The organism is Rhizobium sp. FG113 (assembly GCF_057809895.1).
Genome location: NZ_JBMDKV010000012.1, coordinates 152,813 through 179,486, shown reverse-complemented (window position 1 = coordinate 179,486; position 26,674 = coordinate 152,813). Strand labels below are relative to the sequence as shown.

28 protein-coding genes are annotated in these 26,674 nt (G+C 62.0%); 16 read left to right on the top strand and 12 right to left on the bottom strand.

What is annotated here, in order from left to right; all coding sequences use genetic code 11:
- Position 1 precedes the first annotated feature (1 nt).
- From ACODTZ_RS24155 to coxB, 4 genes are all read right to left on the bottom strand, one after another.
- Positions 2-127 carry a hypothetical protein gene (locus ACODTZ_RS24155; RefSeq protein WP_489028734.1) on the bottom strand — a complete coding sequence of 42 codons (126 nt, stop codon included), beginning with the start codon at positions 125-127 and terminating at the stop codon, positions 2-4.
- Positions 127-1,083 carry a heme o synthase gene (locus ACODTZ_RS24150; protein WP_489028692.1) on the bottom strand — a complete coding sequence of 319 codons (957 nt, stop codon included), beginning with the start codon at positions 1,081-1,083 and terminating at the stop codon, positions 127-129. The genes ACODTZ_RS24155 and ACODTZ_RS24150 overlap by 1 nt, the downstream gene beginning before the upstream one ends.
- A 71-nt stretch (positions 1,084-1,154) precedes the next feature.
- Positions 1,155-2,849: a cytochrome c oxidase subunit I gene (gene ctaD / locus ACODTZ_RS24145; RefSeq protein ID WP_489028690.1), complete on the bottom strand. Its 1,695-nt coding sequence runs from the start codon at positions 2,847-2,849 to the stop codon at positions 1,155-1,157.
- Between the two features lie 17 nt (positions 2,850-2,866).
- Complete coding sequence (gene coxB / locus ACODTZ_RS24140) at positions 2,867-3,760, bottom strand: cytochrome c oxidase subunit II (protein WP_018902033.1); 894 nt, start codon at positions 3,758-3,760, stop codon at positions 2,867-2,869.
- A gap of 337 nt (positions 3,761-4,097) precedes the next feature.
- On the opposite strand from coxB, the gene ACODTZ_RS24135 reads away from it, so the two are divergent.
- From ACODTZ_RS24135 to ACODTZ_RS24125, 3 genes are all read left to right on the top strand, one after another.
- A complete protein-coding gene (locus tag ACODTZ_RS24135; protein WP_489028688.1) occupies positions 4,098-4,703 on the top strand; it encodes an invasion associated locus B family protein in 606 nt (201 codons plus the stop codon).
- 148 nt (positions 4,704-4,851) lie between these two features.
- The gene (gene tldD, locus ACODTZ_RS24130) at positions 4,852-6,267 is read left to right on the top strand and encodes a metalloprotease TldD (RefSeq protein WP_111561897.1); all 1,416 of its coding nucleotides are present in this window, start codon (positions 4,852-4,854) and stop codon (positions 6,265-6,267) included.
- 11 nt (positions 6,268-6,278) lie between these two features.
- On the top strand, positions 6,279-6,776 hold the full coding sequence (locus tag ACODTZ_RS24125) for a GNAT family N-acetyltransferase (RefSeq protein ID WP_489028686.1): 498 nt from the start codon (positions 6,279-6,281) through the stop codon (positions 6,774-6,776).
- Positions 6,777-6,779: 3 nt separating this feature from the next.
- Here ACODTZ_RS24125 and ACODTZ_RS24120 read toward each other — a convergent pair whose 3' ends face one another.
- Both ACODTZ_RS24120 and ACODTZ_RS24115 read right to left on the bottom strand, forming a co-directional pair.
- Entirely contained in the window at positions 6,780-7,091 is a 312-nt protein-coding gene (locus ACODTZ_RS24120) for a pyrophosphatase (RefSeq protein WP_489028684.1), read from the bottom strand.
- Between the two features lie 70 nt (positions 7,092-7,161).
- On the bottom strand, positions 7,162-8,487 hold the full coding sequence (locus tag ACODTZ_RS24115) for a serine hydrolase (RefSeq protein ID WP_209232865.1): 1,326 nt from the start codon (positions 8,485-8,487) through the stop codon (positions 7,162-7,164).
- A 246-nt stretch (positions 8,488-8,733) separates the two neighbouring features.
- Between ACODTZ_RS24115 and ACODTZ_RS24110 the strand changes: the two genes are divergently transcribed.
- Positions 8,734-9,783, top strand: a complete 1,050-nt coding sequence (locus ACODTZ_RS24110; RefSeq protein ID WP_489028681.1) for a polysaccharide deacetylase family protein — start codon at positions 8,734-8,736, stop codon at positions 9,781-9,783.
- Between the two features lie 221 nt (positions 9,784-10,004).
- Here the strand turns inward: ACODTZ_RS24110 and pdxH are convergent, their stop codons facing one another.
- A complete protein-coding gene (gene pdxH, locus ACODTZ_RS24105; RefSeq protein ID WP_047507936.1) occupies positions 10,005-10,625 on the bottom strand; it encodes a pyridoxamine 5'-phosphate oxidase in 621 nt (206 codons plus the stop codon).
- Between the two features lie 66 nt (positions 10,626-10,691).
- Here pdxH and ACODTZ_RS24100 point away from each other — a divergent pair, with 66 nt between their 5' ends.
- From ACODTZ_RS24100 to ACODTZ_RS24085, 4 genes are all read left to right on the top strand, one after another.
- Entirely contained in the window at positions 10,692-11,150 is a 459-nt protein-coding gene (locus ACODTZ_RS24100; RefSeq protein WP_026283645.1) for an RT0821/Lpp0805 family surface protein, read from the top strand.
- Positions 11,151-11,407: 257 nt separating this feature from the next.
- Positions 11,408-12,634, top strand: a complete 1,227-nt coding sequence (locus ACODTZ_RS24095) for a DnaJ C-terminal domain-containing protein (RefSeq protein WP_489028679.1) — start codon at positions 11,408-11,410, stop codon at positions 12,632-12,634.
- Positions 12,635-12,756: 122 nt separating this feature from the next.
- Positions 12,757-13,575 carry an enoyl-ACP reductase FabI gene (fabI, locus tag ACODTZ_RS24090; protein ID WP_026283646.1) on the top strand — a complete coding sequence of 273 codons (819 nt, stop codon included), beginning with the start codon at positions 12,757-12,759 and terminating at the stop codon, positions 13,573-13,575.
- A 79-nt stretch (positions 13,576-13,654) separates the two neighbouring features.
- Positions 13,655-14,245 (top strand): histidine phosphatase family protein, encoded by a 591-nt coding sequence (locus ACODTZ_RS24085; RefSeq protein ID WP_018902045.1) that lies wholly within the window; start codon positions 13,655-13,657, stop codon positions 14,243-14,245.
- Between the two features lie 31 nt (positions 14,246-14,276).
- Here the strand turns inward: ACODTZ_RS24085 and ACODTZ_RS24080 are convergent, their stop codons facing one another.
- A complete protein-coding gene (locus ACODTZ_RS24080; RefSeq protein ID WP_018902046.1) occupies positions 14,277-14,537 on the bottom strand; it encodes a DUF1344 domain-containing protein in 261 nt (86 codons plus the stop codon).
- Between the two features lie 285 nt (positions 14,538-14,822).
- On the opposite strand from ACODTZ_RS24080, the gene ACODTZ_RS24075 reads away from it, so the two are divergent.
- The 3 genes from ACODTZ_RS24075 (at position 14,823) to ribB (ending at position 20,333) form a co-directional block, all read left to right on the top strand.
- The gene (locus ACODTZ_RS24075) at positions 14,823-17,954 is read left to right on the top strand and encodes a bifunctional diguanylate cyclase/phosphodiesterase (protein ID WP_489028676.1); all 3,132 of its coding nucleotides are present in this window, start codon (positions 14,823-14,825) and stop codon (positions 17,952-17,954) included.
- Positions 17,955-18,124: 170 nt separating this feature from the next.
- Positions 18,125-19,222, top strand: coding sequence for a chorismate synthase (gene aroC, locus ACODTZ_RS24070; protein WP_489028674.1), 1,098 nt, complete (start codon positions 18,125-18,127; stop codon positions 19,220-19,222).
- A gap of 10 nt (positions 19,223-19,232) precedes the next feature.
- On the top strand, positions 19,233-20,333 hold the full coding sequence (gene ribB, locus ACODTZ_RS24065) for a 3,4-dihydroxy-2-butanone-4-phosphate synthase (protein ID WP_047507948.1): 1,101 nt from the start codon (positions 19,233-19,235) through the stop codon (positions 20,331-20,333).
- A gap of 51 nt (positions 20,334-20,384) precedes the next feature.
- On the opposite strand, the gene ACODTZ_RS24060 is transcribed toward ribB, so the two are convergent.
- Entirely contained in the window at positions 20,385-20,738 is a 354-nt protein-coding gene (locus tag ACODTZ_RS24060; RefSeq protein WP_081992997.1) for a KTSC domain-containing protein, read from the bottom strand.
- Positions 20,739-20,855: 117 nt separating this feature from the next.
- Entirely contained in the window at positions 20,856-22,046 is a 1,191-nt protein-coding gene (locus ACODTZ_RS24055; RefSeq protein ID WP_489028671.1) for a winged helix-turn-helix domain-containing protein, read from the bottom strand.
- Between the two features lie 148 nt (positions 22,047-22,194).
- On the opposite strand from ACODTZ_RS24055, the gene ACODTZ_RS24050 reads away from it, so the two are divergent.
- Genes ACODTZ_RS24050 through ACODTZ_RS24040 form a run of 3 tightly spaced genes read left to right on the top strand, consistent with a single transcriptional unit; the run spans position 22,195 to position 24,065 of the window.
- Positions 22,195-22,869, top strand: coding sequence for an energy-coupling factor ABC transporter ATP-binding protein (locus ACODTZ_RS24050; RefSeq protein ID WP_489028669.1), 675 nt, complete (start codon positions 22,195-22,197; stop codon positions 22,867-22,869).
- On the top strand, positions 22,869-23,477 hold the full coding sequence (locus ACODTZ_RS24045) for an energy-coupling factor transporter transmembrane component T family protein (protein ID WP_489028667.1): 609 nt from the start codon (positions 22,869-22,871) through the stop codon (positions 23,475-23,477). The genes ACODTZ_RS24050 and ACODTZ_RS24045 overlap by 1 nt, the downstream gene beginning before the upstream one ends.
- Before the next feature lie 24 nt (positions 23,478-23,501).
- Positions 23,502-24,065 (top strand): biotin transporter BioY, encoded by a 564-nt coding sequence (locus ACODTZ_RS24040; RefSeq protein WP_047507957.1) that lies wholly within the window; start codon positions 23,502-23,504, stop codon positions 24,063-24,065.
- An 8-nt stretch (positions 24,066-24,073) separates the two neighbouring features.
- On the opposite strand, the gene ACODTZ_RS24035 is transcribed toward ACODTZ_RS24040, so the two are convergent.
- Positions 24,074-24,475, bottom strand: a complete 402-nt coding sequence (locus ACODTZ_RS24035) for an acyl-CoA thioesterase (protein WP_489028665.1) — start codon at positions 24,473-24,475, stop codon at positions 24,074-24,076.
- A gap of 485 nt (positions 24,476-24,960) precedes the next feature.
- Here ACODTZ_RS24035 and ACODTZ_RS24030 point away from each other — a divergent pair, with 485 nt between their 5' ends.
- Positions 24,961-25,896 (top strand): histone deacetylase family protein, encoded by a 936-nt coding sequence (locus ACODTZ_RS24030; protein WP_489028663.1) that lies wholly within the window; start codon positions 24,961-24,963, stop codon positions 25,894-25,896.
- Between the two features lie 2 nt (positions 25,897-25,898).
- Entirely contained in the window at positions 25,899-26,150 is a 252-nt protein-coding gene (locus ACODTZ_RS24025) for an exodeoxyribonuclease VII small subunit (protein ID WP_047507965.1), read from the top strand.
- A gap of 31 nt (positions 26,151-26,181) precedes the next feature.
- On the opposite strand, the gene ACODTZ_RS24020 is transcribed toward ACODTZ_RS24025, so the two are convergent.
- Complete coding sequence (locus ACODTZ_RS24020; RefSeq protein WP_489028661.1) at positions 26,182-26,673, bottom strand: hypothetical protein; 492 nt, start codon at positions 26,671-26,673, stop codon at positions 26,182-26,184.
- Position 26,674 lies beyond the last annotated feature (1 nt).

Below are 26,674 nucleotides of genomic sequence, written 5' to 3'. Positions count from 1 at the left end.
CTCAAGTGAATTTCACGATGGTTATGGCGTAGAAAATGACGACCAGAGCGGCCAGCACGAGGCCAAGCGCAACGTTGCGGTTGCGGCGGGACTTGCGCTGGGCGTCGGTGAGCTTGACGGTCTCGATCAAAGGCCGGCTCCCCAATGCGTCATCAGGACGGACGCCAGGCGGTCGAACATCAGCGCCGAGAAGATGGCGAAGAGATAGAAGATCGAATAGGCGAACAGCTTCTTGGCCGGCACCATCTTCTCGTCGCCATCGGGCATGCGCCAGCAGATGACCGACCAGTAGACGAAGACGGCGCTGAGCAGGCCGGCAACGACACCATAACCGGTGCTGGCAAAGCCGAGGAAGGTCGGCGCAACGGCACTGAAAGCGGTCAGTACGGCGTAGACGACGATCTGATTCTTGGTGGTGCGCTCGCCCGAGACATTGGGCAGCATCGGCACGCCGACGGACTGGTAATCCCGCATCTTGAATAGCGCCAGCGCCCAGAAGTGGGCGGGCGTCCAGAGGAAGATGATCAGGAAGAGAACCGTGCTTTCGATGGTGACGCTATCGGTCACGCAGGCCCAGCCGATCATCGGCGGGAAAGCACCGGCCGCACCGCCGATGACGATGTTCTGCGGCGTCGAGCGCTTCAGCCACATCGTGTAGACGACGGCGTAGAAGAAGATGGTGAAGGCGAGGATCGAGGCTGCAAGCCAATTGACGGCGAGCCCGAGGATCGACACGGAAAAGCAGGAGAGCACGAGGCCGAAGGCGAGCGCCTCGTTGGGCGCGATACGGCCGGCCGGGATCGGGCGCTTGGCGGTGCGGGTCATCACCGCATCGATATCGGCGTCATACCACATGTTGAGCGCGCCGGAGGCACCAGCGCCGACGGCAATGCAGAGCACCGCGATGATGCCGATGATGGGGTTGATGTGGCCGGGCGCCACGATCAGGCCGGCGAATGCGGTGAAGACCACAAGCGACATGACGCGCGGCTTGAGAAGCTCGAAATAATCGCGGGCGCTGGCTTCCGACATGCGAAATTCGCTGTCGTCTCCTAGGCTGCTGCGATCGTCGATGACTGTCATTGGTATTGTCCTGAAAACTGAACGGTGACCGCCGCGCTCCTCCGGCGGCGGTCACGATGTCTCGCATCCATTTACTTGATGCGCGGGAGCTGTTCCCATTGGTGATAAGGGGGTGGCGAGGAAAGCTGCCACTCGAGGGTCGTAGCACCCTCACCCCACGGATTGTCTCCGGCGACGCGCTTCTTGGCGAAGGCTTCGAACACGCCGAAGAGGAAGATCAGAACGCCGAAGGCCGAAATGTAGGAGCCGATCGAGGACACGTAGTTCCAGCCGGCGAAGGCATCCGGATAGTCGATATAGCGGCGCGGCATGCCGGCGAGGCCGAGGAAGTGCTGCGGGAAGAACACCAGGTTGACACCGATGAACATGACCCAGAAGTGCAGCTTGCCGATGAGCTCGTTGTACATGTAGCCGGTCATCTTCGGGAACCAGTAGTACCAGCCAGCGAAGATGGCGAAGACGGCGCCGAGCGATAGAACGTAGTGGAAGTGCGCCACGACGTAATAGGTGTCGTGCAGCGAACGGTCGAGACCGGCGTTTGCCAGCTGCACGCCGGTGACGCCACCGACCGTGAACAGGAAGATGAAGCCGATCGCCCATACCATCGGCGTCGAGAAGGTGATCGAGCCACCCCACATCGTCGCGATCCAGGAGAAGATCTTCACGCCCGTGGGCACGGCGATGACCATCGTTGCGAAGACGAAGTAGCGCTGCGCGTCGAGCGACAGGCCGACCGTATACATGTGGTGGGCCCAGACAACGAAACCGACGGCGCCGATCGCGACCATGGCGTAGGCCATGCCGAGATAGCCGAAGATCGGCTTCTTCGAGAAGGTCGAGATGATGTGGCTGACGATACCGAAGCCAGGCAGGATCAGGATGTAGACTTCAGGGTGACCGAAGAACCAGAACAGGTGCTGGTAAAGGATCGGGTCGCCGCCGCCCTCGGGCACGAAGAAGGAGGTGCCGAAGTTGCGGTCGGTCAGCATCATGGTGATGGCGCCGGCGAGAACCGGGAGCGACAGCAGAAGCAGGAAGGCGGTGATCAGAACCGACCAGGCGAAGAGCGGCATCTTGTGCAGCGTCATGCCGGGAGCGCGCATGTTCAGGATCGTGGTGATGAAGTTGATCGCACCAAGGATCGACGACGCACCAGCGATGTGGAGCGCGAAGATCGCCAGATCGACCGCAGGACCGGGCGTACCCGTGCTCGAAAGCGGCGGATACATGGTCCAGCCGCCGCCAGCACCATAAGCGCCAGCCGGGCCTTCGACGAACATCGACATGATAAGCAGAAGGAAGGCCGGAACGATCAGCCAGAAGGAGATGTTGTTCAGACGCGGGAAGGCCATGTCAGGCGCGCCGATCATGATCGGCACCATCCAGTTGGCGAAACCGCCGATCATCGCCGGCATGACCATGAAGAAGATCATGATCAGCGCGTGCGCTGTGGTGAACATGTTGAACATCTGCTTGGCGCCGTCGATGGCGGCATCGCCTTCGTAACCATAGACCATGGCGGCAAGGCCATGGAAGATCTGGATACCGGGCTCCTGCAGCTCCATGCGCATGGCAACGGAGAGCGCGCCGCCGACGATGCCGGCCATGATCGCGAAGATCAGGTACAGCGTGCCGATGTCTTTGTGGTTGGTCGAAAAGAGCCAGCGATTGACGAAGCTCGGCTTGTGCGAGTGGTGGTGATCGTCATGGGCGTGCGCGCCATGATCGTGATCATGCGAATGATCGTGTGCGGAAGGTCCAGCCATGTCCCGTTCCTTTTCCTTTACTGAGCGACGTTTTCGGCGACATCGAGGGTCTTTGCGGGACCATCGGTTTCAGCCATGAGGTTCTTGTAAGCACCGGGCAGGTCGGAGGCGGCGGACGCCATCCACTGCTTGTACTTGTCCTCGGAAACGACGCGAATTGCGATCGGCATGAACGCATGGTCCTTGCCGCAGAGTTCGGAACACTGGCCGTAGAACAGGCCCTCGCGCTCGGCGCGGAACCAGGTTTCGTTCAGGCGGCCGGGCACGGCATCGATCTTGACGCCGAAGGACGGCATCGCGAAGGCGTGAATGACGTCGGTCGGGGCCGCGGTCACGAGAACGCGCACCGTCTTGTTGACCGGCAGCACCAGTTCGTTGTCGACGGCGAGAAGACGCGGATACTTGGCCTTGTCTTCCTTGCCGGCGGCGGCGCGATCCTGATCCTTCAGGAGATAGCTGTCGAAGGCGAGCGGATTGTCGCCCGAGCCCTCATACTCATAATTCCACTGCCACTGCGTCGCGGTCGCCTTGATGGTGACATCAGGGTTCTCAGGAAGCGTCAGCTGCGCGGTCAAAAGATTGAACGACGGAACCGCCAGGAAGAGCAGCACCAGAACCGGTCCCACGGTCCAGGCGATCTCGATCGCGGTGTTGTGGCTTGTCTTTGATGGAACCGGGTTCGCACTGGCCCGGAAGCGAAGACAGACGATGATAAGAAGAGCGAGCACGAACAGTGTCACGGGAACAATAAACCACAGCGTATATTGTTCGAACCAGTGAATATCGCGCATGATCGGCGTCGCGGCTGGCTGCAAAGTGGCCTGCCACGGCATCGGTTGGTCGGCATAACTGCCGGAAGCAAAAAGCAGACAGACCATCGCGGTCATGCCTGCATAGGCCTTCTTAATCACGTTTCATCTCCCTCGAGCGCTGACCCGCGTGCACTGCACGCAGAATCCTTGCCATCCTCATGCGCTTCAAACCACAGTTTAGCACTTGCCGCAATAATCCAAAGCATTTGGCCATGCGGCATTTTCGCCCCGATGATCCCTCCTCCGGGCGCATCGAAACATGCCATGATTTTCCTTATGATACGGAAAATGTTGGCTTGAGCCAGCCATCCTTCCCAAGAATAATCAAGAAACGTCCCATTTCCGCCGTAGTCCCCGGCTTTTCAGCGGGTGGGGCTTTTCATTTTGGACGGCCCGCCCCAACTTAGCGGCACTGATTCGAACTGCAGAGGTTTTCATGGGTTTCCGTTCCCTAGTGCGGCCGTTCGTGCTGTCGGCTTGTGTTACCGCCGCGGCGATCGCTCCGGCTTTAGCGCAGACGCCGGCGCCGACACCACCTCCGGCCGCGCCAGCACAGCCCGCCCCCGGCGCCCCTGCCGCGCAGGCGACACCAGGACAGACGCAACCGCAGGCGCCCGGCACCGTGCGCTCCAATCACGGCGCGTGGTCCGTGGTGTGCGACAAGCCGGCCGGCGCTTCGGCCGAGCAATGCGCGCTGATGCAGAACGTGATTGCCGAGGATCGCCCGGAAGTGGGCCTCTCGGTGGTCGTGCTGAAGACCGCCGACCGCAAGTCGAAGATTCTGCGCGTGCTCGCGCCGCTCGGCGTGCTTTTGCCCAACGGTCTCGGCCTTAACGTCGACGGCAAGGATATCGGCCGCGCCTACTTCGTTCGCTGCTTCGCCGACGGCTGCTACGCCGAAGTCGTGCTCGAGGACGAGCTCTTGAAGACCTTCCGCAGCGGCGCCAGCGCCACCTTCATCGTCTTCCAGACTCCTGAAGAGGGCATCGGCATTCCCGTCGACCTGAAGGGCTTCGCCGAAGGCTACGACGCGCTTCCCTGATATCAGGGCCTGACAAGGGCCCCGATCGCTGGGCCCGACCTCCGCGTCTGATCGCTTTTGCGATCCTTACGAATTCGACACTTGCTCGAACCGTCCCCGGGACCTACATCGGCAGGAAGCATTTCCTGCCGCAGCGGAGCATAATGACATGAATACCGATCTCCTGACGCTTTTCGACGCCGACGAAGCGAAGATGCGTTCGCTTGTCGCCGAAGCCCTTTCCGGCGCCGACGACGGGGAGCTCTATATCGAGCACGCGCAGGCCGAATCGCTGATGTTCGACAATGGCCGCCTCAAGGGCGGCAGCTTCAACACCGAGCAGGGTTTTGGCCTGCGCGCGGTGGCGGGCGAAGCGGTGGGCTACGCGCATGCGGGCGATCTCTCGGTTTCGGCGCTGAAGCGGGCTGCGGACGCCGTGAGCGCGGTGACGCGCGGCTATACCGGCAGCTATGCGGCGGCCCCGCAGGGCACCAACAAGAAGCTCTACAGCGACGAAAATCCGATCGGCTCGCCCACCTTCGAGGAGAAGGTCAAGGTTCTGCAGGACATCGACGCCTATCTTCGCGGCAAGGACGACAAAGTCCGGCAGGTGACGGCTTCGGTCGCGGCCAGCTGGCAGGTGGTCGACATTCTGCGCGCCGACGGTCACCGGGTCCGCGATATCCGCCCGATGACGCGTATCAACATCTCCGTCATGGTTGGCCAGGGCGACCGCCAGGAAAGCGGCTCCTACGGCAGCGGCGGCCGCATCGGCTTCGGCGACTTCATCGCCGAGGGCAACTGGCAGTATGGCGCGGATGAGGCGCTGCGCCAGGCGCTGGTCAATCTCGAAGCGATCGACGCGCCTGCCGGCACGATGGACGTGGTGCTTTCCTCCGGCTGGCCGGGCGTGATGCTGCACGAGGCCGTCGGACACGGGCTGGAAGGCGATTTCAACCGCAAGAAGACGTCGGCCTTCGCCGGCCTGCTCGGCCAGATGGTCGCGGCCCCCGGCGTGACCGTCGTCGACGACGGCACGATCGACAGCCGCCGCGGCTCGATCACCATCGACGACGAAGGCACGCCTTCGGGCTACAACGTGCTGATCGAAAACGGCAAACTGGTCGGCTACATGCAGGACCGGCAGAACGCCCGGCTGATGGGCATGAAGCCGACGGGCAACGGCCGCCGCCAGGGCTACGCGCATGTCCCGATGCCGCGCATGACCAACACCTACATGCTGGGTGGCGACAAGACGCCGGAAGAGATCATCTCGTCAGTAAAGAAGGGCATCTACGCCGTCTCCTTCGGCGGCGGACAGGTCGACATCACTTCCGGCAAGTTCGTGTTCGGCTGCACGGAGGCCTATCTGATCGAGAACGGCAAGATCGGTCCCGCCGTCAAGGGCGCAATGCTGATCGGTAATGGTCCGGATGCGATGCAGCGGATCTCCATGGTCGGCAACGACATGAAGCTCGACACCGGCATCGGCAATTGCGGCAAGGCAGGCCAGTGGGTTCCCGTCGGTGTCGGCCAGCCGCATCTGAGGATGGACCAGGTGACGGTGGGCGGCACGCAGGCGTAGGCCCTTCCCCGATGACCGATATCAGCATTCGCCCCTTCGCGCCGTCAGACAAGGACGGCGTGATCTCGACCATCCTTCCGATCCAGAGCGAGGAGTTCGGGATCGCGATCACCGCCGCCGATCAGCCGGACCTTTCGGCCATTCCCGAGTTCTACCAGTCGGGCAAGGGCCAGTTCTGGGTGGCGACATCGGGTGATACCGTGGTCGGCACGATCGGGCTGAAAGATATCGGCAACGACCAGGCAGCACTGCGCAAGATGTTCGTGGCGGCGGATTTTCGCGGACGCGAACGTGGCGTGGCCACGGCACTTCTTGCGGCGCTGGTGCGGCACGCAGAGGCGCAGGGGCTTGCCGATGTCTATCTCGGCACAACGGACAAGTTTCTCGCCGCGCACCGCTTCTACGAGAAGAACGGCTTCGTCGAAGTCGAGAAGAGCACGCTGCCGCCAAGCTTTCCTGTGATGGTCGTCGACAGCAAGTTCTACAGGTTGAGCGTCCGCGCCGCCTGACGCTCATAGAGCTTCATCCAGCGAAAACAGCCACTTGCGCTTGATCGCGGCAGCGAGATCGAGATCGTTTTGGTGCGCGAAAAGCAGGATGTGGCCGAGCACGTCGGCGGCTTCGTCTTCGAGGTCGCGGGCCATGTCCTCGCCGGAACGGCCCTTGGGCCGCCCTCGCCCGCTCACACGGTTCCAAGCCTGGGTCAGTTCGCCCATCTCTTCCTGGAGCTTCAGCAGAAACCAGTCGGCGTCGCGGTTGATGCCGTTTTCTCCGGCATAGGCACTCGAGGCCCGCTCGAACTTCAGGGCAAGATCATCCAGCATCATGTTCTCCTTTCGTTTACGTAGGAGAACCCTGATTCAGCGACAATGTCCAGTCGGAATGGCTGGCGGATCAGCCGCGGTCGCCGAGCAGCATGCAGTCGTAGGAGCGCTTCTTCAGCGCGTCGCAGGCGGATGTCGCAGCGTCGCGGCTTTCAAAGCCGACGAAGCGGGCGCGGTAGACCTTGTTGGCGCCCTTGCCGACGGCTTCCGTATAGGGGTTGGCCGACTTCAGCGCGGCGCCGCCTTCGGACTTGGCCTGGGCGAGAAGCGCGCGGGCGGCTTCATCGCTTGGAGCAGCAGAGATCTGGATCGACCAATCGCCGGTTGAGGCGACGGATGCGAGCGGCTTGGCAGAGCCGATTTTCGCCGATGGCGTTACGGCGTCGAGCGCCGACGGACGCTCCTGCGGAACGGTGTCGCTCAGATAGCCGAGCGCCTTGGGAGCAAGTTCGCTGCGGGCGATTTCAGGTGCTGCGACCGGGGCGACATCCTCGACGCGCGGTGCGGAGGCGGGAACAGGCAGGTCGCTGGCGTCTGCCGCGGATGCAACTTCGACAGGCTCGCGCGAATTGACGCTGGCGACCAGGCGGGCGCCACCCGAGGAGGATGCGCGGCCCATGGCTTTGTCGAGCAGGGCCGCCATCTTGTCGTCGCGGCTGCGGGCGGTGCGACCGCCGAGGACCACGCCGACGACGCGGCGGTTGCCATCCTTGACGGCGCTGACGAGGTTGAAGCCCGAGGCGTTGGTATAGCCGGTCTTGATGCCGTCCATGCCCTGGTAGCGGTACATCAGGTTGTTGTGACCGCGAATCTGGCGGCCGCGGAAATTAAAGCTCGCGGTCGAGAACAGGCGATATTCGCGCGGATAATTCTTCATCAGGGCGACGGCGAGCGTGGACATGTCACGCGCCGTGGTCACCTGGCGGCCATCCGGCAGGCCCGAAGCATTATAGAACGAGGTGCGGCTCATGCCGAGCTGGCGCGCCTTCTGCGTCATCAGGCGGGCGAAATTGCTTTCCGAACCACCGAGCTTTTCGCCCATGGCGGCAGCGGCGTCGTTTGCCGACTTGGTGATCATGCCGAGGATTGCTTCGCGCACGGTGATCGACGTTCCTGCCTTGGCGCCGAGCTTGGTCGGCGGGCGGGAGGCGGCGTATTTCGACATGACGATCGGCGTATCCCAATTCATCTTGCCGCGATTGATGGCCTCGAAGGCCATGTAGATCGTCATCATCTTTGTAAGAGACGCGGGATGGTTGAGGACATCGGCGTTTTCCGACGACAGAACCTTGCCGGTTCTCGCATCGAGGATGAGGGAGGCGCTGCCAGCCATAGCCGACAACGGCGCCGCAACGACCAACGTCGCGGTTATAATCGCGGCCAACAGCTTTCTCATGCACTTCCCCTCGATGAACGGCCGACCCTCGTCGCCCGAATTTTGTCCCGTTCCTGTACAGAAGGACACAATATGGCGCGACTTTGCGGCAACGTGGACCATTTTTGTCAAATTTTACCCTTTATGGTGAAAAAAACGTAAAACACGCCCTGCAATATTAGCATTCAGGCAAAGTCAGCATTCAGCAAGGCTTAACCTCGCGCTTGCTAGGGTCGCCCTCCTCACGACCCCGCAAACGGAGCGGAGATGATGAACGCCAGAACGCTGGCAAAGCGGATCGCGATAACTGGCGGGCTGGAGGTGGCAAACCTCCTGCGCTCGGTCGGGCTGATGCGCGGCGCACGCGGCATGGGCGCGATCTTCACGCTGCATCACGTTCGCCCCCACGAGCCGGCCGCCTTTTCGCCGAACGCGCATCTGGAGATCACGCCGGACTTTCTCGACGCTGTGCTGACGCGGCTGAAGAGCGACGGCTACCGATTCGTGTCGCTTGCTGATGTTCCCGACGCGCTCGCTGAGCCCAAACCGTCGCAGCCCTTCGCGGCGTTTACGCTCGACGACGGCTATCGCAACAATCTCGTCTACGCCATGCCCGTCTTCGAGCGGCATGAGGCGCCGTTCACGATCTTCGTGGCCAAGGGGCTGGTGGAGCGGACGCATACGATCTGGTGGGAGACGCTGACGGCGCTCTTGCGGCGCGAAGACAGGCTGAGCTTCGATTTCGGGGCTGGCGTCGAGACGATCGACATCGCGACACCCGCTGACAAGCACCGCGCCTTTGCCCGCTTCGCACGCTATATTCATATGCATGAGGAGACCTCTGCTGTAGAGGCCGTGGATGCGCTGGCGCGGTCGCATGGGATCGACCCCACCGAGATCGTCGACGATCTGGTGATGGGCGCGCCAGAGCTCAACCTCCTGGACGCCAGCCCGCTCGCCTCGCTCGGCGCCCACACGGTCAGCCACCGTGCCGTCGCGCGGCTTTCCGACGCCGAGGTTCGCGATGAGATGACGCACTCCCAGGATTATGTCGAGGTGATCAGCGGCCACCGGCCTGATGCGTTTGCCTATCCATATGGAACGCGCGAGGCGGTGACGCAGCAGCAGGCGGCGATCGCTAGGGATCTCGGCTTTTCTCTGGCGGTGACGACGCAGCCCGGCGTGATCGGCCGGCAATCGCTCGAGCGCTCCACCTATCTGCCGCGCCTGTCGATCAACGGGCTCTATCAGAAGCCGCGCTATGTCTCCGGCCTTGCTTCGGGGATTCCCTTAAAACTGATGGGCAATCGCGGCTGAGGGGCTAGGCCCTCCCCGCCGACATTATCCACCGATCACTTTCTTTTGAGGCGGCGCGCCATTTCCAGGTGACGCCAGCGCCCCGAGGCACGATCTTTTCAACCTAGGATGAAAATTCGAGCGAGGAGCGCCGTGGTTGCGCGGCGCTCCGTTTCGATGTCAGCGGCGGCGGGTTCGTGCCGCCTTTGCGCGGGTGATTGCAGACGCCACCGAGGCGATGCTTACGGATACATCCGCACCTTGTCCCAGCCGCCCTCGGGCGTGGCGCGGCGGAACTCGATGCGGTCGTGGAGCCGGAACTTCTGGTCTTTCCAGAACTCGATCGAGGTCGGCTTGATGCGGAAGCCGGACCAGTGCGGCGGGCGCGGAATCTCGCCGATGGCATAGCGCGCGGTGTATTCGGCGACGGCTTTTTCCAGCGCGAAGCGGCTTTCGAGCGGGCGCGACTGCTTGGAGGCCCAGGCGCCGATGCGGCTGCCGCGGGCGCGGGTCTTGTAATAGGCGTCGGCCTCTTCGTCGCTCACCACTTCAACCGGGCCGCGCAGCCGAACCTGGCGGCGCAGCGTCTTCCAGTGGAAGCACATGGCCGCTTTTTTCTGGCCGAGGACTTCGCGGCCTTTCTGACTTTCGAAATTCGTGTAGAACACAAATCCGTCTTGATCGAATCCCTTAAGGAGAACCATGCGGACATTGGGAAGGCCGTCTTCATCGACCGTCGCAAGCGCCACCGCATTCGGGTCATTGATCTCGGAAGCCTCGGCTTCCTTCAGCCAATCCGCAAAGAGCTGGAACGGCTCGTTTTGCTCGGTGAAGTCACTGGTTGTTAACTCATTTTCCGACATATTAGCTCAAATGCCCCGGGTTTATTCGATAATTGCCCAGCCCAAAACTACTGGACAGGACACAGGGTGGAAGTCATAGCAAAGTCAGTTCGTCATACAAAGGGCCTCATGCGCCAATGCGCGGCCATCTGCGTTGTCGGAATGGCAGTGCTTTCTCTCTCCGGCTGCATGGCCGGCGGGCTTGATATGTTCAGCAGCAACAAGGTCGACCGTTCGGTTGCAACGGGCACGGTGCCGCAGCCGGCGCCGACAAGCGACAGCATCTCCGACGAAATGACCGTGGGCAATGCCGTCACCTCGGCCGACATCAACGGCCTGCAGGGACGCCCCCTTCCCTGGGCGAACGCTTCCACCGGCAGCGCCGGTGTGATCGACACGATCGTCGAAAACAACGACACCGGCCAGGTCTGCCGTCAGTTCAAGACGACGCGCCATTCCTATGTCGGCATCTCGAAATTCTACGGCAAGACCTGCCTCGTCGGCGGCGGCAACTGGCAGCTCCTGAGCTTCCAGCCAGAGAGCTGAGCGGCCTTTTCAGGCAGTCGTTAACGGCTGCCCCCGGCTACGTTTCCAGATTTAGCAAAAGATAACCATTCCGCATAAAACCGTGGCGTGTCCTGACGCCAAATAAGGACTGATTAGCAAGTTTGCGGGACTGTGGTTCGCATATGTGCGCAGATTTTCTGCTCGCGAAGCGAACTTCGGCGCACCAAATGAGTTTAATCGGGGCTGCGGAGTGCCGGACAGGGCACCTCGCATTTGGACACCGGGCGGTTTGGAACATGCGCGATCCTTATAAGATATTGGGCGTCAGGCGCGACGCGGGGCAGGACGAGATCAAGGCAGCTTGGCGCAACATGGCCAAGGTGGTGCACCCTGACCATAATCAGGGCGACCCGCTGGCCGGCGCTCGCTTCGCCGAGATCGGACGCGCCTACGACACGCTGAAGGACCCGAAGAAGCGCAGCCTCTTCGACAGCGCGGCGCGGGCAGCCGAAGCCAAGCAGAACGAGAAGCAGAACGAAAACACCATCATGGCGCAGCGCCAGGCGGCGCGCGAAGCCGCGATCCGCGCCAAGCAGGCGCAGGAAAATGCCGAGCGGGTGATGGAAGAGCTGGCGCGCGCAGCGGCGCAGAAGGCGGCCGCCGAGGCCGCCAAGCAGCCACAGCCGCAACAGCAGCAGCAGGCCGGCGCTACCGAGCCCGCGGAAGAGATGATCGAGCGGATATTCGGCAACCAGGCGCGCGCGGCGAGCGGTGGCGGACGGACGCGCGGCTTTGCTTCCGGCCGGGCCAAACGGCCGGAGCCCGAGAGCGCCGAGACCGACAAGCAAACGGATAAGGCTACCGAGAGCGCCAAGGCCGGCGATGCCGGCAAGAGCGCAGACGACGAGCACGGCGCGGACGAGACCGCGGCGGCGAGCGCTGCCGTCCTGCAGCCGCTGAGCCTTCTCACCTCATTCGTTCGCCGCTTTACCGGCGGTGCGGCCCCCGCGCCCGAGAAGGCGCCGGATCAGCTAGCCATTGCGACAGTGACCATCGAGGACATCCTGAAGGGCGCCTGGGTGAACGTCGATCTCGGCGATGGCCGCGATGCCGGCTTCGCGCTGACGCCGGGGACCACCGAGGGCCACACGGTGCGCCTCAAGGGCCAGGGTCACAAGCTGACGGGCATGCAGCGCGGCGACGCGGTCGTCAATATTCACATCGCCCCGCACGCCGACTTCACCGTCGACGGGTTCGACCTTCACACAGTGCTTCCCGTCACCATCGAAAACGCCGTGCTCGGCACCGACGCGCGCATCGACGGACCGAACGGACCGCTGACGGTCACCGTGCCGGCATGGTCGGGATCGGACAAATCAATCCGCTTCGAAGGTCAGGGATTGTCCAAATCGGATGGCGGAAAGGGCGATCTTGTGGTCGAACTGCGCATTATCCTGTGGGAAAAGCCCGACGATAAGGTCACGGATTTGATGAGAATTATGAAGAACGGCCTGTTTTTGTGAATTTTAGGTGACATTAGCACCCTTTGTTACGTTCCCTAACAGTTGATGATTGCTGCCAATCTTGAACCGGCTGGCCGGCTATGCCATAGGCAGGATCGATCAATTTACTTAAGGGGCGAAACATGGCTCAGGCACAAGGCCTCATGTCAGGCAAGCGCGGCGTCATCATGGGCGTTGCCAACAATCGTTCGATTGCGTGGGGCATTGCCAAGGCTATTCATGCACAGGGCGGCGAGGTTGCCTTTACTTATCAGGGTGATGCGCTGAAGAAGCGGGTCGAGCCGCTGGCAGCTGAACTCGGCGGCATTCTTGCCGGACACTGTGATGTCAGCGACGAAGCATCGATCGACGAGGTTTTCGACAACATCGAGAAGACCTGGGGCAAGATCGACTTCATCGTGCATGCGATCGGCTTTTCGGACAAGGACGAGCTCACCGGCCGTTACGTCGACACCTCGGCGGACAACTTCGCCAAGACGATGCAGATCTCCGTCTATTCGTTCACCTCGGTCGCACGTCGCGCCGAGAAGCTGATGACGGATGGCGGCTCGATGCTGACGCTGACCTATTACGGCGCCGAAAAGGTCATGCCGAACTACAACGTCATGGGCGTTGCCAAGGCAGCCCTTGAAGCCAGCGTGAAGTATCTGGCGGTCGATCTCGGACCGAAGAACATCCGCGTCAACGCGATCTCGGCCGGCCCGATCAAGACGCTTGCAGCGTCCGGTATCGGCGACTTCCGCTACATTCTCAAGTGGAACGAATACAACGCGCCGCTGCGCCGCACCGTCACCATCGAAGAAGTCGGCGATGTCGGCCTCTACATGCTTTCGGACCTGTCGCGCTCGGTCACCGGCGAAGTGCATCACGCCGACAGCGGTTATCATGTTATCGGCATGAAGGCTGTGGACGCGCCGGATATTTCCGTCATAAAAGACTGATCGTACTCTCTTATGAGTCATGCTCGCGGCCCCTCCTCGCGGAAGCGATAAGGGGCCGTTTGCAATATGGAGCCGATCATTGCTTATCTACGTCATTCGTCACGGCCAGACAGACTGGAACGCGGAACGTCGCCTGCAGGGGCAAAAGGATATTCCGCTCAATGCCATCGGTCGTGAGCAGGCGCGCCAGAACGGGATCAATCTCGCGGAAATCCTGAAGGTCGAAGGCATCGAGTTCGATTTCATCGCGAGCCCGCTCGGCCGTACGCGCGCGACGATGGAGATCGCCCGCGAGGCAATGAACCTCCCGCCCAAGGATTACCGCACCGACGAGCGTCTGGTGGAAGTGTCTTTCGGTGACTGGGAAGGCTTTACGGTCAAGGAACTGAAGGCGACCGCCAAGGACCGGATCGTCGAGCGCAATCTGAACAAGTGGGATTTCATTCCGCCGGGTGCCGATGCCGAGAGCTACGAGATCATGTCGTGGCGGGTGGCTTCCTGGCTGAACGAGGTGGACCGGCCGACGGTCTGCGTCACGCATGGCGGCGTCATTCGCAGCCTGTTCAGGACGATTGCCAACGTGCCGAAGGATGAAGCGGCCGAGGGCGAGATTCCGCAGGACCGGATTCTCAAGATCGAGACCGACACGAAGCAGATCGCCTGGATTTAATCAGGAGAGGTTAGGCTTCGCGCCAGCCGAATTACTGTACGATATCGAGATCGTTGATGACGCGCTTTCCGTCGACTTCCGTATAGAAGACGATGACCTTCACGCCTGCCTTCAAGCCTTCGAAATTGAATTCTTCCGACGCCTGATAGGTCTTGCCGTCATCGAGCGTGAGGCTGAGATTGCTCATGTCGATGTTCTTGATCGTCGCTTCCACGTCCGCGCTCTCGGCAAAGCCGCTGATCGGCGACAGAAAACTCGCTGTGGCCAAAAGTGTAGCAACTACGAAGCGCATAACGGCATTCCTTCGAAAACACGACTCAAACATCCAATTGTGCATAGATAGCCTCCCGAATATGGCGAAATTTGCCCTGAACCGTGACCATTCCCGCCCAATTGATGAAGCGCATTTTAACAACAATCAAGAGGGTTCGTTAATACAGCCGTACACTTAAAACGTGTTCCCAATACTACCTGTAAGAAATCGTAAATTAACACCCGCTACTTACAGTCATAAGGAAACGGGGAGACTGGGGTTTTGCTATTCCGCAGGAAACATAACGAGGCAACGCGGAGTTCTTTGCGGAATACCCATATCTCGTTTCTGGTTTCCTGCCTGGTCGCCGTGGTCGTCATCATCGTCGGTTTCAGCCTGGATCGCGCCAATACCGCGGCTAATCTTCGCGAATTGACGATCCGCACGGAAAACGAGACCAGCCTTATTCGCGCGCGTGTGACCGCCCAGATCAACATGGACATCACCATCGTGCGCGACCTCTCCAATATGGTCGCAATCAGCTCTAAGATGAATGCCGAGGAGATGGAGCGGCAGATCAACTGGCTGCTCATCCAGAACCCGCATTTCGTGCATATTGCCGTTGCCCCCGATTTCATCGTGCAGTCGGTATTTCCGCCGACGGAGGGCAAGGATCGGCTCGGCCACGACGTGCGCGAATTCCTGATGGATCGCCAGTCGGTGGCGCGCACCACCGGCAACCAGCAGGCGCGTTTCTACGGACCGATCCGCACGCTCGACGGCAAGGACACGTTCGCGATCTTTTTCCCCGTCTTCGTAAAAGAGAACGGCCAGCGGCGGGTCTGGGGCGCGGTCGAGGCGGTGATCGACGCCGACATGTTCTATGAGAACACCGGCCTGAAGCCGGCGCGCGACAGCGAGAACCGCGAGAAATATCCGCATCTCGACCACCTCTCCATCGCGCTGCGCGATCTTGGAACGACGGGTGCTGCCGTCTCCCCGTTCTTCGGTTCACCGGAGGTCCTGGGGCAGCGGCCGCTGACGCGCAAGATCACATTCGCGGGCGGACGATGGGAAATCGCGGCGGCGCCGAAAACCGGCTGGACCGCCCCTCCAGAGAATCAGCAGACGCTGCGGTTCATCATTCTCGCCGCCGCCTGCCTCACCATCATTCCCGTGTTCTTCGCGACCCTTCTGCTCGGCGAGCGCAACAAGAACATCCGGCAACTGGAAAAGCGCGAGGAGACGCTGCTGGAGCTGTCGCAGCGGCTCAACCTGGCGCTTGAGACGTCCAATATCGGCATCTGGGAACTGAGGAATGGCGGCCAGAGCCTGTTCTGGGATGGGCGCGCGGCCGCATTGCACGGCAAACAAGCGATCGAGGGCAGCTACTCGCTCGACGACTGGCTTGAAACGATTGTTCCCGACGATCGGCGGGTGGCGAAGATCCACCTGCTGAAAGATGGCCGTTCAGGCTCCTCCTACACGACGCAATACCGGATCGAGCTTTCGGACGGCAGCACGCGCTATCTGCGATCGGTGGGCTCTGTCTATAACGACGCCGCCGGCACCATCCGGACGATCGGGATCGTCTGGGACGTGACTGCCGATGCGGTTGCCGCCGAGACGCTGCGCCGGGCGAAAGACATAAGCGACATCAAGAATGCCGAGCTGGAACTTGCGCTCGACGAACTCTCGCACCGTGAGGCCGAGCTTGCCGAGCTCTCGGGCAAGCTCGATCTGGCGCTTGATTCCTACCAGTGCGGCATCTTCGAGGCCACGCTCGGCAAGCCCGGTTCGTTCTGGGACGACCGGATGCACGAACTCTACGGGCTGGAGCCGCGCGCCGGATTCATGGACGAGGAGACCTGGCTCTCCTGCGTGCTCGAGGAAGACCGTCCGTTGGCGATCGAAAGCGCGCGGTACTTCAAGAAGGTCGGCGATACGCATACCGTCGTCTGTCGCGTGCCGACCGAGGACGGGACGATGCGCTATGTGCGCTCGACCGGAAAGGTGCATGCGACCTCGAGTGGCCAGCTGAAGATCATCGGCGTCGCCTTCGACATCACCGAAGACGCGCTGATGACGGCGGAGCTGAAGGCGGCGAAGGACGAGGCGATCGGCAAGAACATCGAGCTCGAACTCGCCAACAACCGCATCGAGCACAATTCGCTACACGATCCGCTGACCGGGCTCGCCAACCGACGCAAGCTCGACAAGGCGCTGGAGCAGCTGACCGATGCCGGCCAGCACGCCAGGCAGAAGTTCGCGATCCTGCACATCGACCTCGACCGCTTCAAGGAGATCAACGACACGCTGGGCCACGCGGCGGGCGACGCCATGCTCGTCCATGCCTCCCGCGTGCTCTCTCGCAGTATCCGCCCGAGCGATATCGTGGCGCGCATCGGCGGCGACGAATTCGTCATCCTGGCGCTCAATGCCAATGACGCCGAGATGTCGGCGCTTTCGGGCCGTATCGTCGAAGAGATGCGCCAACCGATTGACTTCCAGGGGTTTGCCTGCCGATGCGGCGTGTCGATCGGGATTGCGCTCGCGAGCGGCATGCGCGTCGATGCCCGCAAGGTGCTGATCAACGCCGACATCGCGCTCTACCGCGCCAAAAGCCAGGGCCGCAACCGCTTCCAGTTCTTCAATCACAATCTGCAGGCCGACATCATCAACAACAAGCGGCTGGCCGACGAGATCCTCTCGGGCATCGAGAACGGCGAGTTCACCACCTGGTACCAGCCGCAATTCAGCGCCCGCACCATGGAGCTGACCGGCGTCGAGGCGCTGGTGCGCTGGCAGCATCCGTCCCGGGGTCTGCTGACGCCGGACAAGTTCCTGAAGATCGCCGAAGAGATCAACGTCGTGCAGACGCTCGACCGCATCGTTCTCGAAACGGCGCTGAAAGACAAGATGCGGTGGGCGGCGCTTGGCGTCTCCGTTCCCAAGGTTTCTGTTAACGTCTCGGCGCGGCGCCTGCATGACGATGCGCTGGCTGATTCGCTGCGCATGCTGCAGATCAGGCCGGGCGAGATTTCGTTCGAGCTGGTGGAGTCGATCTTCCTCGATGAGAGCGAGGACGTCGCCGCCGAGAACCTCGACAAGATCAAGGCGCTCGGCATCGATATCGAGATCGACGATTTCGGCACGGGGCACACCTCGATCGTCAGCCTTTTGAAGCTGAAGCCGAAGCGGCTGAAGATCGACCGGCAGCTGGTGCAGCCGATCATCACCTCGGCGCAGGAGCGCGCGCTGGTGCGCTCGATCATCGACATCGCCCGCTCGCTCGGCGTCGAGACCGTGGCTGAGGGTGTAGAGACTGTCGCGCATGCCAGCCTGCTTCTCGAACTCGGCTGCGATCTGCTGCAGGGCTATGCCTTCTCGCGCCCCCTCTCCTTCGACGACTTCACCGAAGCAGCCACCCATACGGCCTGGCGCATCGCTTCGTAGTATGGCTTTGCGCGGTTGTTCTCGGATTTGAGGAAACACCGTTTCCCAATGGAGACGGTTTGGCGCAAAGAAAGCCTTTTGCCCTCTCGGCTTTTGGCCTATGAGTGTCGCGCCTTTTTAAAGAATGGCGCGGCCCGGGGACGCCCGGCGGCGCGATCCGGTCGGAGCATATGTCACACAATACATTCGGTCACCTCTTCCGCGTAACCACCTGGGGCGAAAGCCACGGTCCGGCGCTTGGCTGCGTCGTAGACGGCTGCCCTCCCGGCCTGCGTTTCAAGCTTGCAGACCTTCAGGTGTGGCTCGACAAGCGCAAGCCCGGCCAGTCGCGCTTCGTGACGCAGCGCCGCGAAGACGACCTCGTCAAGGTTCTCTCGGGCGTGATGCTGGATGCCGACGGCGAGACGATGATCTCGACAGGCACGCCAATCTCGATGCTGATCGAGAATACCGACCAGCGCTCGAAGGATTACGGCGAGATCGCCCGCCAGTATCGGCCGGGCCATGCCGACTACACCTACGATTTGAAATACGGCATCCGCGACTATCGCGGCGGCGGGCGCTCTTCGGCGCGCGAAACGGCGGCGCGCGTGGCGGCCGGCGGTATCGCGCGGCTTGTCGTTCCCGGCGTTCGCGTGCGCGGCGCGCTGGTGCAGATCGGCAAGCACAAGATCAACCGCGACAATTGGGACTGGGACCAGGTCGACCAGAACCCGTTCTTCGCGCCGGATGCTGATATCGTTCCCGTCTGGGAAGAATATCTCGACGGCATCCGCAAGAAGGGCTCGTCGATCGGGGCCGTGGTCGAGGTCGTCGCTGACGGCGTTCCGGCCGGTTTGGGCGCGCCGATCTACGGCAAGCTCGACCAGGATATCGCCTCGCTTCTGATGTCGATCAACGCCGTCAAGGGCGTGGAAATCGGCAACGGCTTCGAGGCGGCGGAAATCACCGGTGAAGAAAACGCCGACGAAATGCGCATGGGCAATGACGGCCAGCCGATCTTCCTGTCCAATCATGCCGGCGGCATTCTTGGCGGCATTTCAACCGGTCAGCCCGTGATCGCCCGCTTCGCGATCAAGCCGACCTCGTCGATCCTGACCGAGCGCCAGTCGATCGACGCCGACGGCAAGAATGTCGATATTCGCACCAAGGGTCGCCACGACCCCTGCGTCGGCATCCGCGCCGTGCCGATCGGTGAGGCGATGATCGCCTGCGCCATCGCCGACCACTACCTTCGAGACCGCGGCCAGACCGGCCGGCTGAAATAGGAACGTTCCCATGCCTTACGATCAGAAGCGCGTCGTAGACGCTATCCGGGCCTTCGAGGCCGGCGAAATCGTTGTCGTCGTCGATGACGACGGCCGCGAAAACGAAGGCGATCTTATCGTTGCCGCTGTTCACTGCACGCCGGAAAAGATGGCCTTCATCGTGCGCCATACCTCGGGCATCGTCTGCACGCCGATGCCGAAGGAAGAAGCCAAGCGTCTCGGGCTGAACGCCATGGTCGCGGAAAACGACAGCGCGCATACGACGGCCTTCACCGTCACCGTCGACTTCAAGCACGGCACGACGACGGGCATCTCCGCCGACGACCGCACGCTGACGGTGCGCAACCTCGCCAACCCGAATGTCGGCGCCTCCGACTTCGTGCGCCCCGGCCACATCTTCCCGCTGGTCGCCCGCGAGGGTGGCGTTCTGATGCGCTCGGGCCATACGGAAGCTGCCGTCGATCTCTGCAAGCTCGCCGGCCTGCCGCCGATCGGCGTGATCTGCGAACTCGTCAACGACACCGGCAGCGTGATGCGTGGCCCGCAGGTATCGAGCTTTGCCGAAGAAAACGGCCTGAAGCTGGTCTCCGTCGCCGACCTCATCGCCTATCGCCAGCGCAAGGAAACGCTGATCCAGCTGCAGGCGAGCTTCGACGTCGAGACGCCGTTCGGCAAGGCCAAGGCGCACAGCTACTCCCTGCCCTGGGATCCGATGCAGCATCTCGCCGTCGTCTTCGGCGATATCCGCGATGGCATCGACATTCCGGTGCGCCTGCACACCGAAAGCGTCGTGGACGACCTGTTCGGCAAGCGCTCGGTCGATCACTACATGAAGAAGATCGCCGAGAAGGGCCGCGGCGTCATCGTCTATCTGCGCGAAGGTTCTGTCGGCGTCGGCCACCAGGACAACGGCCGCAAGGCTCTGGGCCAGGGCCGTGAAGCCCATGCGGAAGCGCAGAACCGTGAAAGCGAATGGCTGGAAATCGGTCTCGGTGCGCAGATCCTGAAGGATCTCGGCGTCAGCTCGATCAAACTCTTGACCCGCAGCGAGCGCCACTATGTCGGCCTCGAAGGCTTCGGCATCAAGATCGCGGAAACAGAGATCGGCTAAGGCCGGTGAGATGATCAGCCGGCGGGTAAGACCCGCCGGTTTGAACCGTTGTCAGGCGGCGATGCGCTTGAAGCGCGTCCTGACGTTCTGCATGTAATATTTGCCCGGCGATTCAGACGTCACCATGGCGATGACATGGGCTTCGGCCACGCCTTCGAACATGCGTTCCTCGCCATTGTTCAGGCAGACACGCAATCTGCCGTCTTCCTGGCTGAAATAGACCGCATCGATCAGGGCGGACCTGACGGTGACCGGCTTCATCCGCGCACGCTGTTCGCTCAACGAAACGATCGAACCTGTCGCCGCGGCGCGGGCGTCGCGACGGTTACGCATCAGTGCTCTGACCCTGCGGGCGAGGCTGTTCCATGCCGTCCATGCGGCGTATCTGATCGCTCGTGTTTTCATGCTCCAATCGTAGGCGAACGGTCCTTAAGAAGTTCGCGAAGAAGCATGGTAAACCCCTGTCAAGATTAACAGGCGGTAATCATCTAAAATCCGAACTATCTCAACGATGACAACCGCTTAGCCGCGCCAACCTTCCAGCATCTCGACCCGCTCGACACCGGCGAAGCGGGCGACGCGATCGAGCTCTGCGGCAAGCTTTTCGAGGCGGCCGGCGGAGGGTTTTACGCCCGGCTCCAGCCACAGGCGCTTGACGTCGAGCGAGCCCTTCTTGCGGTCCGCCTTCATGTCGATGCGGCCGATCAGGCGATCGCCTTCCAAGAGCGGAAAGACGTAATAGCCATATTCGCGCTTGGGCTCGGGCACGAAAATCTCGATGCGATAGAAGAAACCGAAGAGGCGTTCGGTGCGGTTGCGGTCGCGGATCATCGGATCGAAGGGGCTCAGCACCCGGATGCGCGGTGGTGCCGCGGGATAATCGTCGAGCGTATCGAGGAAATCCGAGAACGCCCAAGAGGGGCGCGGCTTGCCGCCCAATGCCGGCTCGATCAGGATCTCGGTCAGTTCATCTCGGTGGGCGACGACCCAGCCCTTGGCCTCATCCGGCGAGACCAACGCCCAGAAGGCCGCTATCTCGCCATGGGTGGCAAAGCCCAGCCTCGTCAACGCGCTGCGGCAGGCCCAGTCCACGAATTCCTCACGGCTGACCTCGGGCTCGTGAAACTCGGGCGGGATGACGCGCTCGACCAGATCATAGACCTTCTGGAAATTCGAGCGGCCGGAGATGGCGAACTTGCCGGTGCGCCAGAAATATTCGAGCGCCGTCTTGTTGGGGTGCCAGTTCCACCAGCCTCCGGAGACGTGGCCATCCGCCTTGATCTCGCGCGCCATGATGGCGCCGTCGCGGCTCACCCGCTCGTAGGTCTCGTCGAAGGCATCCTCGAAACCCTCGCCGCGCCATTTGCGCCAGCGATCCACCAACACTTCCTCCTCCCGCCGGAACTTGTGCTTCCAATAGCGGAAGTAGCTGCTCGGCAGGATGGAGGCGTCATGCGTCCAGTGCTCGAACAGCGCGCCGTCCTTTTCGAGCAACGCCGTCAGATGCTCTCGCTTGTAGGTCTGGTTGCGCGAGAAAAGGATCTGGTGATGGGCGCGCTCCACCCACTGGATGCTGTCGATCTGCACGAAGCCGAGATCGTGGATCAGCTGTAGCAGGCCGGGTTTGGTGAGCACGCGGTTGGGCGGGGCACTCAGGCCCTGCTTGGCCAGAAAGATGCGGCGGGCGTCGGCATTGGAGATCAGCTTCGTCATGGCAGCGATGATAATCCGGAAAATGTTCCTAGCCACCCGAATATGGCGGGTTCGCGCGAGGATGCAATGGGCTTCCAGCCGCCCACGTTTTGATCTTCCCTCCGGCCGCATTCGTTTATAGAACGGCGCTTCACCTCAGGGGGACGCAGTGAATATCCGTTTCGAAAGCGCCGGTGTCAGCTATGGATCGCGGACTGCGCTGCAGCCGCTGACGCTTGAACTCACCGAAAAGCGCATTGCCATCATCGGGCTGAACGGCTCCGGCAAGACGACCTTCGCACGGCTGATCAACGGCTTGACCAAGCCGACGTCAGGCCGCGTCATCGTCAACGGTCGCGACACATCGGACGAGAAGGCAGCGCTTGGCGATGTCGGCTTCATTTTCCAATCGCCGCAGAACCAGATCATCCTGCCCGTCGTGCGCGATGATATCGCCTTCGGGCTGAAAAGCCGCGGACTTGCGAAGGCCGAGATCGAGACCAGGGTGGCCGAGGTGCTCGATCGCTTCAACGCCGGGCATCTGGCCGAGCGGCGCGCGCACGAGCTTTCCGGTGGCGAACTGCAGATGGCGGCACTCTGCTCGGTGCTCGCTACCGGCCCCGATATCCTCATTCTCGACGAGCCGACCAACCAGCTCGACCTGCGCAACCGCGGCCTCGTGCAGGGGCTGATCGAGAGCCTGCACGAAAGCGCCATCGTCATCACGCACGATCTGGAGCTGATCACCGATTATCCGCGCGTGCTGGTGTTTCACCAGGGGCAACTGGCGGCCGATGCGCCGGCCGCCGAGGCGATCGCCCGCTACCGGGAGCTCGCTGCCTGATGCAATCGCTCTATGTCGAGGGCAATAGCCGGCTGCACCTGATCTCGGCGCGGGTGAAGCTCATCGTGCTTGCGGTGCTCGGCATCGCGCTGTTTGCCACCGCCAACATCGCGCTGCTGGCCATCGCCGTCGTCGCTACGGGCGCGGTCTATTTCGGCATCGGCATGCCGGTTCGCGCGGCCCTTGCGCGCTTGAAGCCGATCCTTCTCACCATTTTCATCGTCGCCGTCTTCAGCCTCGCCTTCAATCCATGGCATGGCGCCGTCGTGGCGCTGCTTCGGCTGACGGCGCTGATGCTGTTTGCCGCGAGCGTGACCGCGACCACGACGATCGCCGCTTTCATGGACGAGATCACGCTTGCCGCCCGGCCGCTGGAGCGCCTGGGGCTGGTGCGGGCCGACGATGTCGGGCTTGCCGTCGGGCTGGTCGTGCGCTTCGTGCCTGAAATCATCGGCCGCTACCACGCGATTGCCGAGGCGCACCATGCGCGCGGGCTGAAGGTACGGCCATCAACGGTGCTGGTGCCGTTGATCATCCTGACACTGAAGGATGCTGATAACATCGCGGCTGCGATTGACGCGCGCGGTATTCGGCGGCATGTGAATTAGCACCTATTGAACCACGGAGCCATCATGAGCACCCGAGACCTCGTTCTGTCCGCCCTGTTTGCCGCCATCATCGTCGCGCTCGGCATTCTGCCGCCGATCACGCTCGGCTTCATTCCGGTGCCGATCACGGCGCAGTCGCTCGGCGTGATGATGGCCGGCGTGGTGCTCGGCGCCCGGCGCGGCACGGTGGCGGTGCTGATCGTGCTGGTGCTTGTTGCGATCGGCCTGCCGGTTCTCTCCGGCGGACGCGGCGGGCTGGCGGCGTTTGCGGCGCCCACCACCGGCTTCCTGATCGGCTGGGTCTTCGCCGCCTTCACGACCGGCTATATCAGCGAACGGCTGGTGAAGCACGGCCAGGCGGCCGGCATGCAGCTGACCGGCTTCTTCTTCGCGGCCATGATGGGCGGGATCGTCGTGCTCTATGCTTTCGGCATCGTCTATCTCGCCTTTGCCGCGCAGATCGGCCTGAAGGCGGCGTTTACCGGCTCGATGGCCTTCATTCCCGGTGATGTGATCAAGGCGTTCGTTGCGGCGCTGGTCGGCCGCGCGGTCATGGCCGGTTATCCGCTGCTGCCGGTTAAAGGCTAAGCCAGAACCTAGTTCATGAAACCGTAAAGCCAGTCCCGCGTCACTTCAGGCAGCGGGACCGGTGCCTTGTCTTGGCGCGTCTGCGCCTGCCAGACGATCTCGACCTCGGCGGCACGCTCATCGCCTGCGTCAACCGCGATGATGAAGCCGACGGAGCGCACGCCGATCTTGTCGACGGCGGTCGTAAACAGCACCATTTCACCATAGCGCAGCGGACGATGCAGAATGCAGGTGATCTTGCTCGCCACGTAAAGAGGCTCGTCTCCCAACTCGGGTCGCTCGGACCAGAATTTCGCCAGCGCGGATTCGGCATAGGAGATGTAGGAGCCGAGGAACATCTGGCCGTTCATGTCCACATCGCGGAACGGCACGTGGATCTGCACAATGTTGGAGCGCATCGCAGCGTTCATCGATTTCTCCCAGTCTCAGCCTTTGCTACCACGCAATTCCGCACGCAAAACCGCGCTACACTTTTGCTGGAATTGCTTTAGCCCCCGAGAATAACGTCCAGCTAATATTATGTAAATGAACGCGAAAGGCGTATGACAGCGCACGATTGTTGAAATCGCGAGCCCCTACCCCATCTGCTGTGGAACATGACGAGGCAGGCAGATAGAGTGATTTAGAGCCTTTCCTGGTTAGCTTGAAGCATTCTGCCGGAGCAGGTTTTCGTCAGGGCAAAGGCGATTGGCGAAGGGCATACCCCGGGTACGGTCGAGCCGATCGCCTTTGATCCTGGCGGAAAGATGCCCGGCCCTTCGGGTTGGCTGAAACGGGCCGCCTGATCGTCCGGCCGGCTTGGCCGTATGCTTAGGCTACGACGCGCGCCGGCCGGACGACCATTCGACTCCGTTTGAGCCAACAGAATGCTTCAATCTAACCAGGAAAGGCTCTTATGAGCACCCGCCTTTACGAACATCCGATCTTTCTGGAACACATCACGCCCGAGGGACACCCCGAGCGATCCGACCGGCTGCGGGCGCTGAACGTGGCGCTGGGGCATCCGCATTTCGACCGACTGGACCGCCAGCAGGCGCCGCAGGCCTCCGAGGACGCCGTGCTTCTGGCACATCCGGAAGAGCATCTCTTCGCCGTCATGCGGCAGGTGCCGGAGGAAGAAGGCGAGATCAACCAGCTCGAGGCCGACACCTATGCCAGCCCGAAAAGCCTGCAGGCGGCGCTGACGGGGATCGGCGGCGCGATGGCGGCAGTCGACGACGTCTTTACCGGCAAGGCGGACAATGTCTTCGTCGCCTCGCGGCCACCCGGCCACCATGCCGAAAAGTCCAAAGCGATGGGCTTCTGCTTCTTCAACAACGCCGCCATCGCCGCCCGCCACGCCCAGCTTAAGCATGGCGCCGAGCGCGTGGCCATCGTCGATTGGGACGTGCACCACGGCAACGGCACGCAGGACATCTTTTGGGACGATCCGTCCGTGCTGTTCTGCTCGACGCACCAGATGCCGCTTTATCCCGGCAGCGGCGCCAAGACGGAGACCGGCGCGCATGACACGATCGTCAACGCGCCGCTTTCGCCCAATGTCGGCAGCGAGCACTTCCGCGAGGCGTTCAAATCCCGCGTGCTGCCGGCGCTGAACGACTTCCGCCCAGACCTGATCATCATCTCGGCCGGCTTCGACGCGCATCACCGCGACCCGCTGGCGCAGATCAACCTTGTCGGCGAGGACTTCGACTGGGCGACCGGGCGGCTGCTCGAAGTGGCCGACAAAAGTGCCGGCAACCGGGTCGTCAGCCTTCTGGAAGGCGGCTATGATCTGGAGGGCCTGGCCGAATCGGCAGGCTTGCATGTTTTGAGAATGATGAAGGGTTGAGCATGACCGACAACGCCAAGCCGGAGGTTTCCGGCCTCTCTTTCGAAAAGGCAGTCGCCGAACTCGAAAGCATCGTCGCCCGGCTGGAACGCGGCGACGTGGCGCTGGACGAGTCCATCGAGATCTACGAGCGTGGCGAGGCGCTGAAGAAGCATTGCGAGACGCTGCTTTCGGCCGCCGAAAACCGCATCGAGAAGATCAGGCTCGACCGCGCGGGCAAGCCGCAGGGCGTGGAGCCCTTGGACGGGGCTTGATCGGCTCACCCCGTCCGGTTGCGAACCAGCCTTATTTGTCGAGGCTAAGCATCACGTAGGCTTCACCACCTCGCCTGTCGTGCTGGAAGATAAAGCGCTTTCCCTTGATCGTCGCGACGAAAGGCTTTCCTGCCTTGGCGTCATTCGGCACCTCCGCGCCGGAGGCCGCGATCACACGAAGGAACTGCGCATGCAGCGTCGGGTCCGAGCGGTTTTCGCTGGTGACCGCGCATTCCTTCTTGGGCTTGATCTGCACGGACATGGAGTGGTCGTCGGTCATGCCGCCGAACTGCTGGTCGGCGTCTTTTACGCCATAGCGTTTCGCCTTGGCCGCTGCGGTGGCGAATGTTGGCGCCGATGCAAGGCAGACATCCTTGAACGCCGCAATGGCGATATCATTGCCCTTGCTGCTCTTTGGCGCGGCCAACGCCACCTGTGGAACCATCAGGCAAGCTGAGAGGGCCATTGCGACGCTGAACTTTGCTGCGCGGCGGGAAATGCGGTCTGTGGTGATCGTCTTCATA

What these genes read in the sequence shown, in the direction of transcription:
- ACODTZ_RS24150 (WP_489028692.1), bottom strand. Translation starts at nt 1,083, where the DNA reads ATGACAGTCATCGACGATCGCAGCAGCCTAGGAGACGACAGCGAATTT.
- ctaD (WP_489028690.1), bottom strand. Translation starts at nt 2,849, where the DNA reads ATGGCTGGACCTTCCGCACACGATCATTCGCATGATCACGATCATGGC.
- ACODTZ_RS24135 (WP_489028688.1), top strand. Translation starts at nt 4,098, where the DNA reads ATGGGTTTCCGTTCCCTAGTGCGGCCGTTCGTGCTGTCGGCTTGTGTT.
- tldD (WP_111561897.1), top strand. Translation starts at nt 4,852, where the DNA reads ATGAATACCGATCTCCTGACGCTTTTCGACGCCGACGAAGCGAAGATG.
- ACODTZ_RS24125 (WP_489028686.1), top strand. Translation starts at nt 6,279, where the DNA reads ATGACCGATATCAGCATTCGCCCCTTCGCGCCGTCAGACAAGGACGGC.
- ACODTZ_RS24120 (WP_489028684.1), bottom strand. Translation starts at nt 7,091, where the DNA reads ATGCTGGATGATCTTGCCCTGAAGTTCGAGCGGGCCTCGAGTGCCTAT.
- ACODTZ_RS24115 (WP_209232865.1), bottom strand. Translation starts at nt 8,487, where the DNA reads ATGAGAAAGCTGTTGGCCGCGATTATAACCGCGACGTTGGTCGTTGCG.
- ACODTZ_RS24110 (WP_489028681.1), top strand. Translation starts at nt 8,734, where the DNA reads ATGATGAACGCCAGAACGCTGGCAAAGCGGATCGCGATAACTGGCGGG.
- pdxH (WP_047507936.1), bottom strand. Translation starts at nt 10,625, where the DNA reads ATGTCGGAAAATGAGTTAACAACCAGTGACTTCACCGAGCAAAACGAG.
- ACODTZ_RS24095 (WP_489028679.1), top strand. Translation starts at nt 11,408, where the DNA reads ATGCGCGATCCTTATAAGATATTGGGCGTCAGGCGCGACGCGGGGCAG.
- fabI (WP_026283646.1), top strand. Translation starts at nt 12,757, where the DNA reads ATGGCTCAGGCACAAGGCCTCATGTCAGGCAAGCGCGGCGTCATCATG.
- ACODTZ_RS24080 (WP_018902046.1), bottom strand. Translation starts at nt 14,537, where the DNA reads ATGCGCTTCGTAGTTGCTACACTTTTGGCCACAGCGAGTTTTCTGTCG.
- aroC (WP_489028674.1), top strand. Translation starts at nt 18,125, where the DNA reads ATGTCACACAATACATTCGGTCACCTCTTCCGCGTAACCACCTGGGGC.
- ribB (WP_047507948.1), top strand. Translation starts at nt 19,233, where the DNA reads ATGCCTTACGATCAGAAGCGCGTCGTAGACGCTATCCGGGCCTTCGAG.
- ACODTZ_RS24060 (WP_081992997.1), bottom strand. Translation starts at nt 20,738, where the DNA reads ATGAAAACACGAGCGATCAGATACGCCGCATGGACGGCATGGAACAGC.
- ACODTZ_RS24055 (WP_489028671.1), bottom strand. Translation starts at nt 22,046, where the DNA reads ATGACGAAGCTGATCTCCAATGCCGACGCCCGCCGCATCTTTCTGGCC.
- ACODTZ_RS24045 (WP_489028667.1), top strand. Translation starts at nt 22,869, where the DNA reads ATGCAATCGCTCTATGTCGAGGGCAATAGCCGGCTGCACCTGATCTCG.
- ACODTZ_RS24040 (WP_047507957.1), top strand. Translation starts at nt 23,502, where the DNA reads ATGAGCACCCGAGACCTCGTTCTGTCCGCCCTGTTTGCCGCCATCATC.
- ACODTZ_RS24035 (WP_489028665.1), bottom strand. Translation starts at nt 24,475, where the DNA reads ATGAACGCTGCGATGCGCTCCAACATTGTGCAGATCCACGTGCCGTTC.
- ACODTZ_RS24030 (WP_489028663.1), top strand. Translation starts at nt 24,961, where the DNA reads ATGAGCACCCGCCTTTACGAACATCCGATCTTTCTGGAACACATCACG.
- ACODTZ_RS24025 (WP_047507965.1), top strand. Translation starts at nt 25,899, where the DNA reads ATGACCGACAACGCCAAGCCGGAGGTTTCCGGCCTCTCTTTCGAAAAG.
- ACODTZ_RS24020 (WP_489028661.1), bottom strand. Translation starts at nt 26,673, where the DNA reads ATGAAGACGATCACCACAGACCGCATTTCCCGCCGCGCAGCAAAGTTC.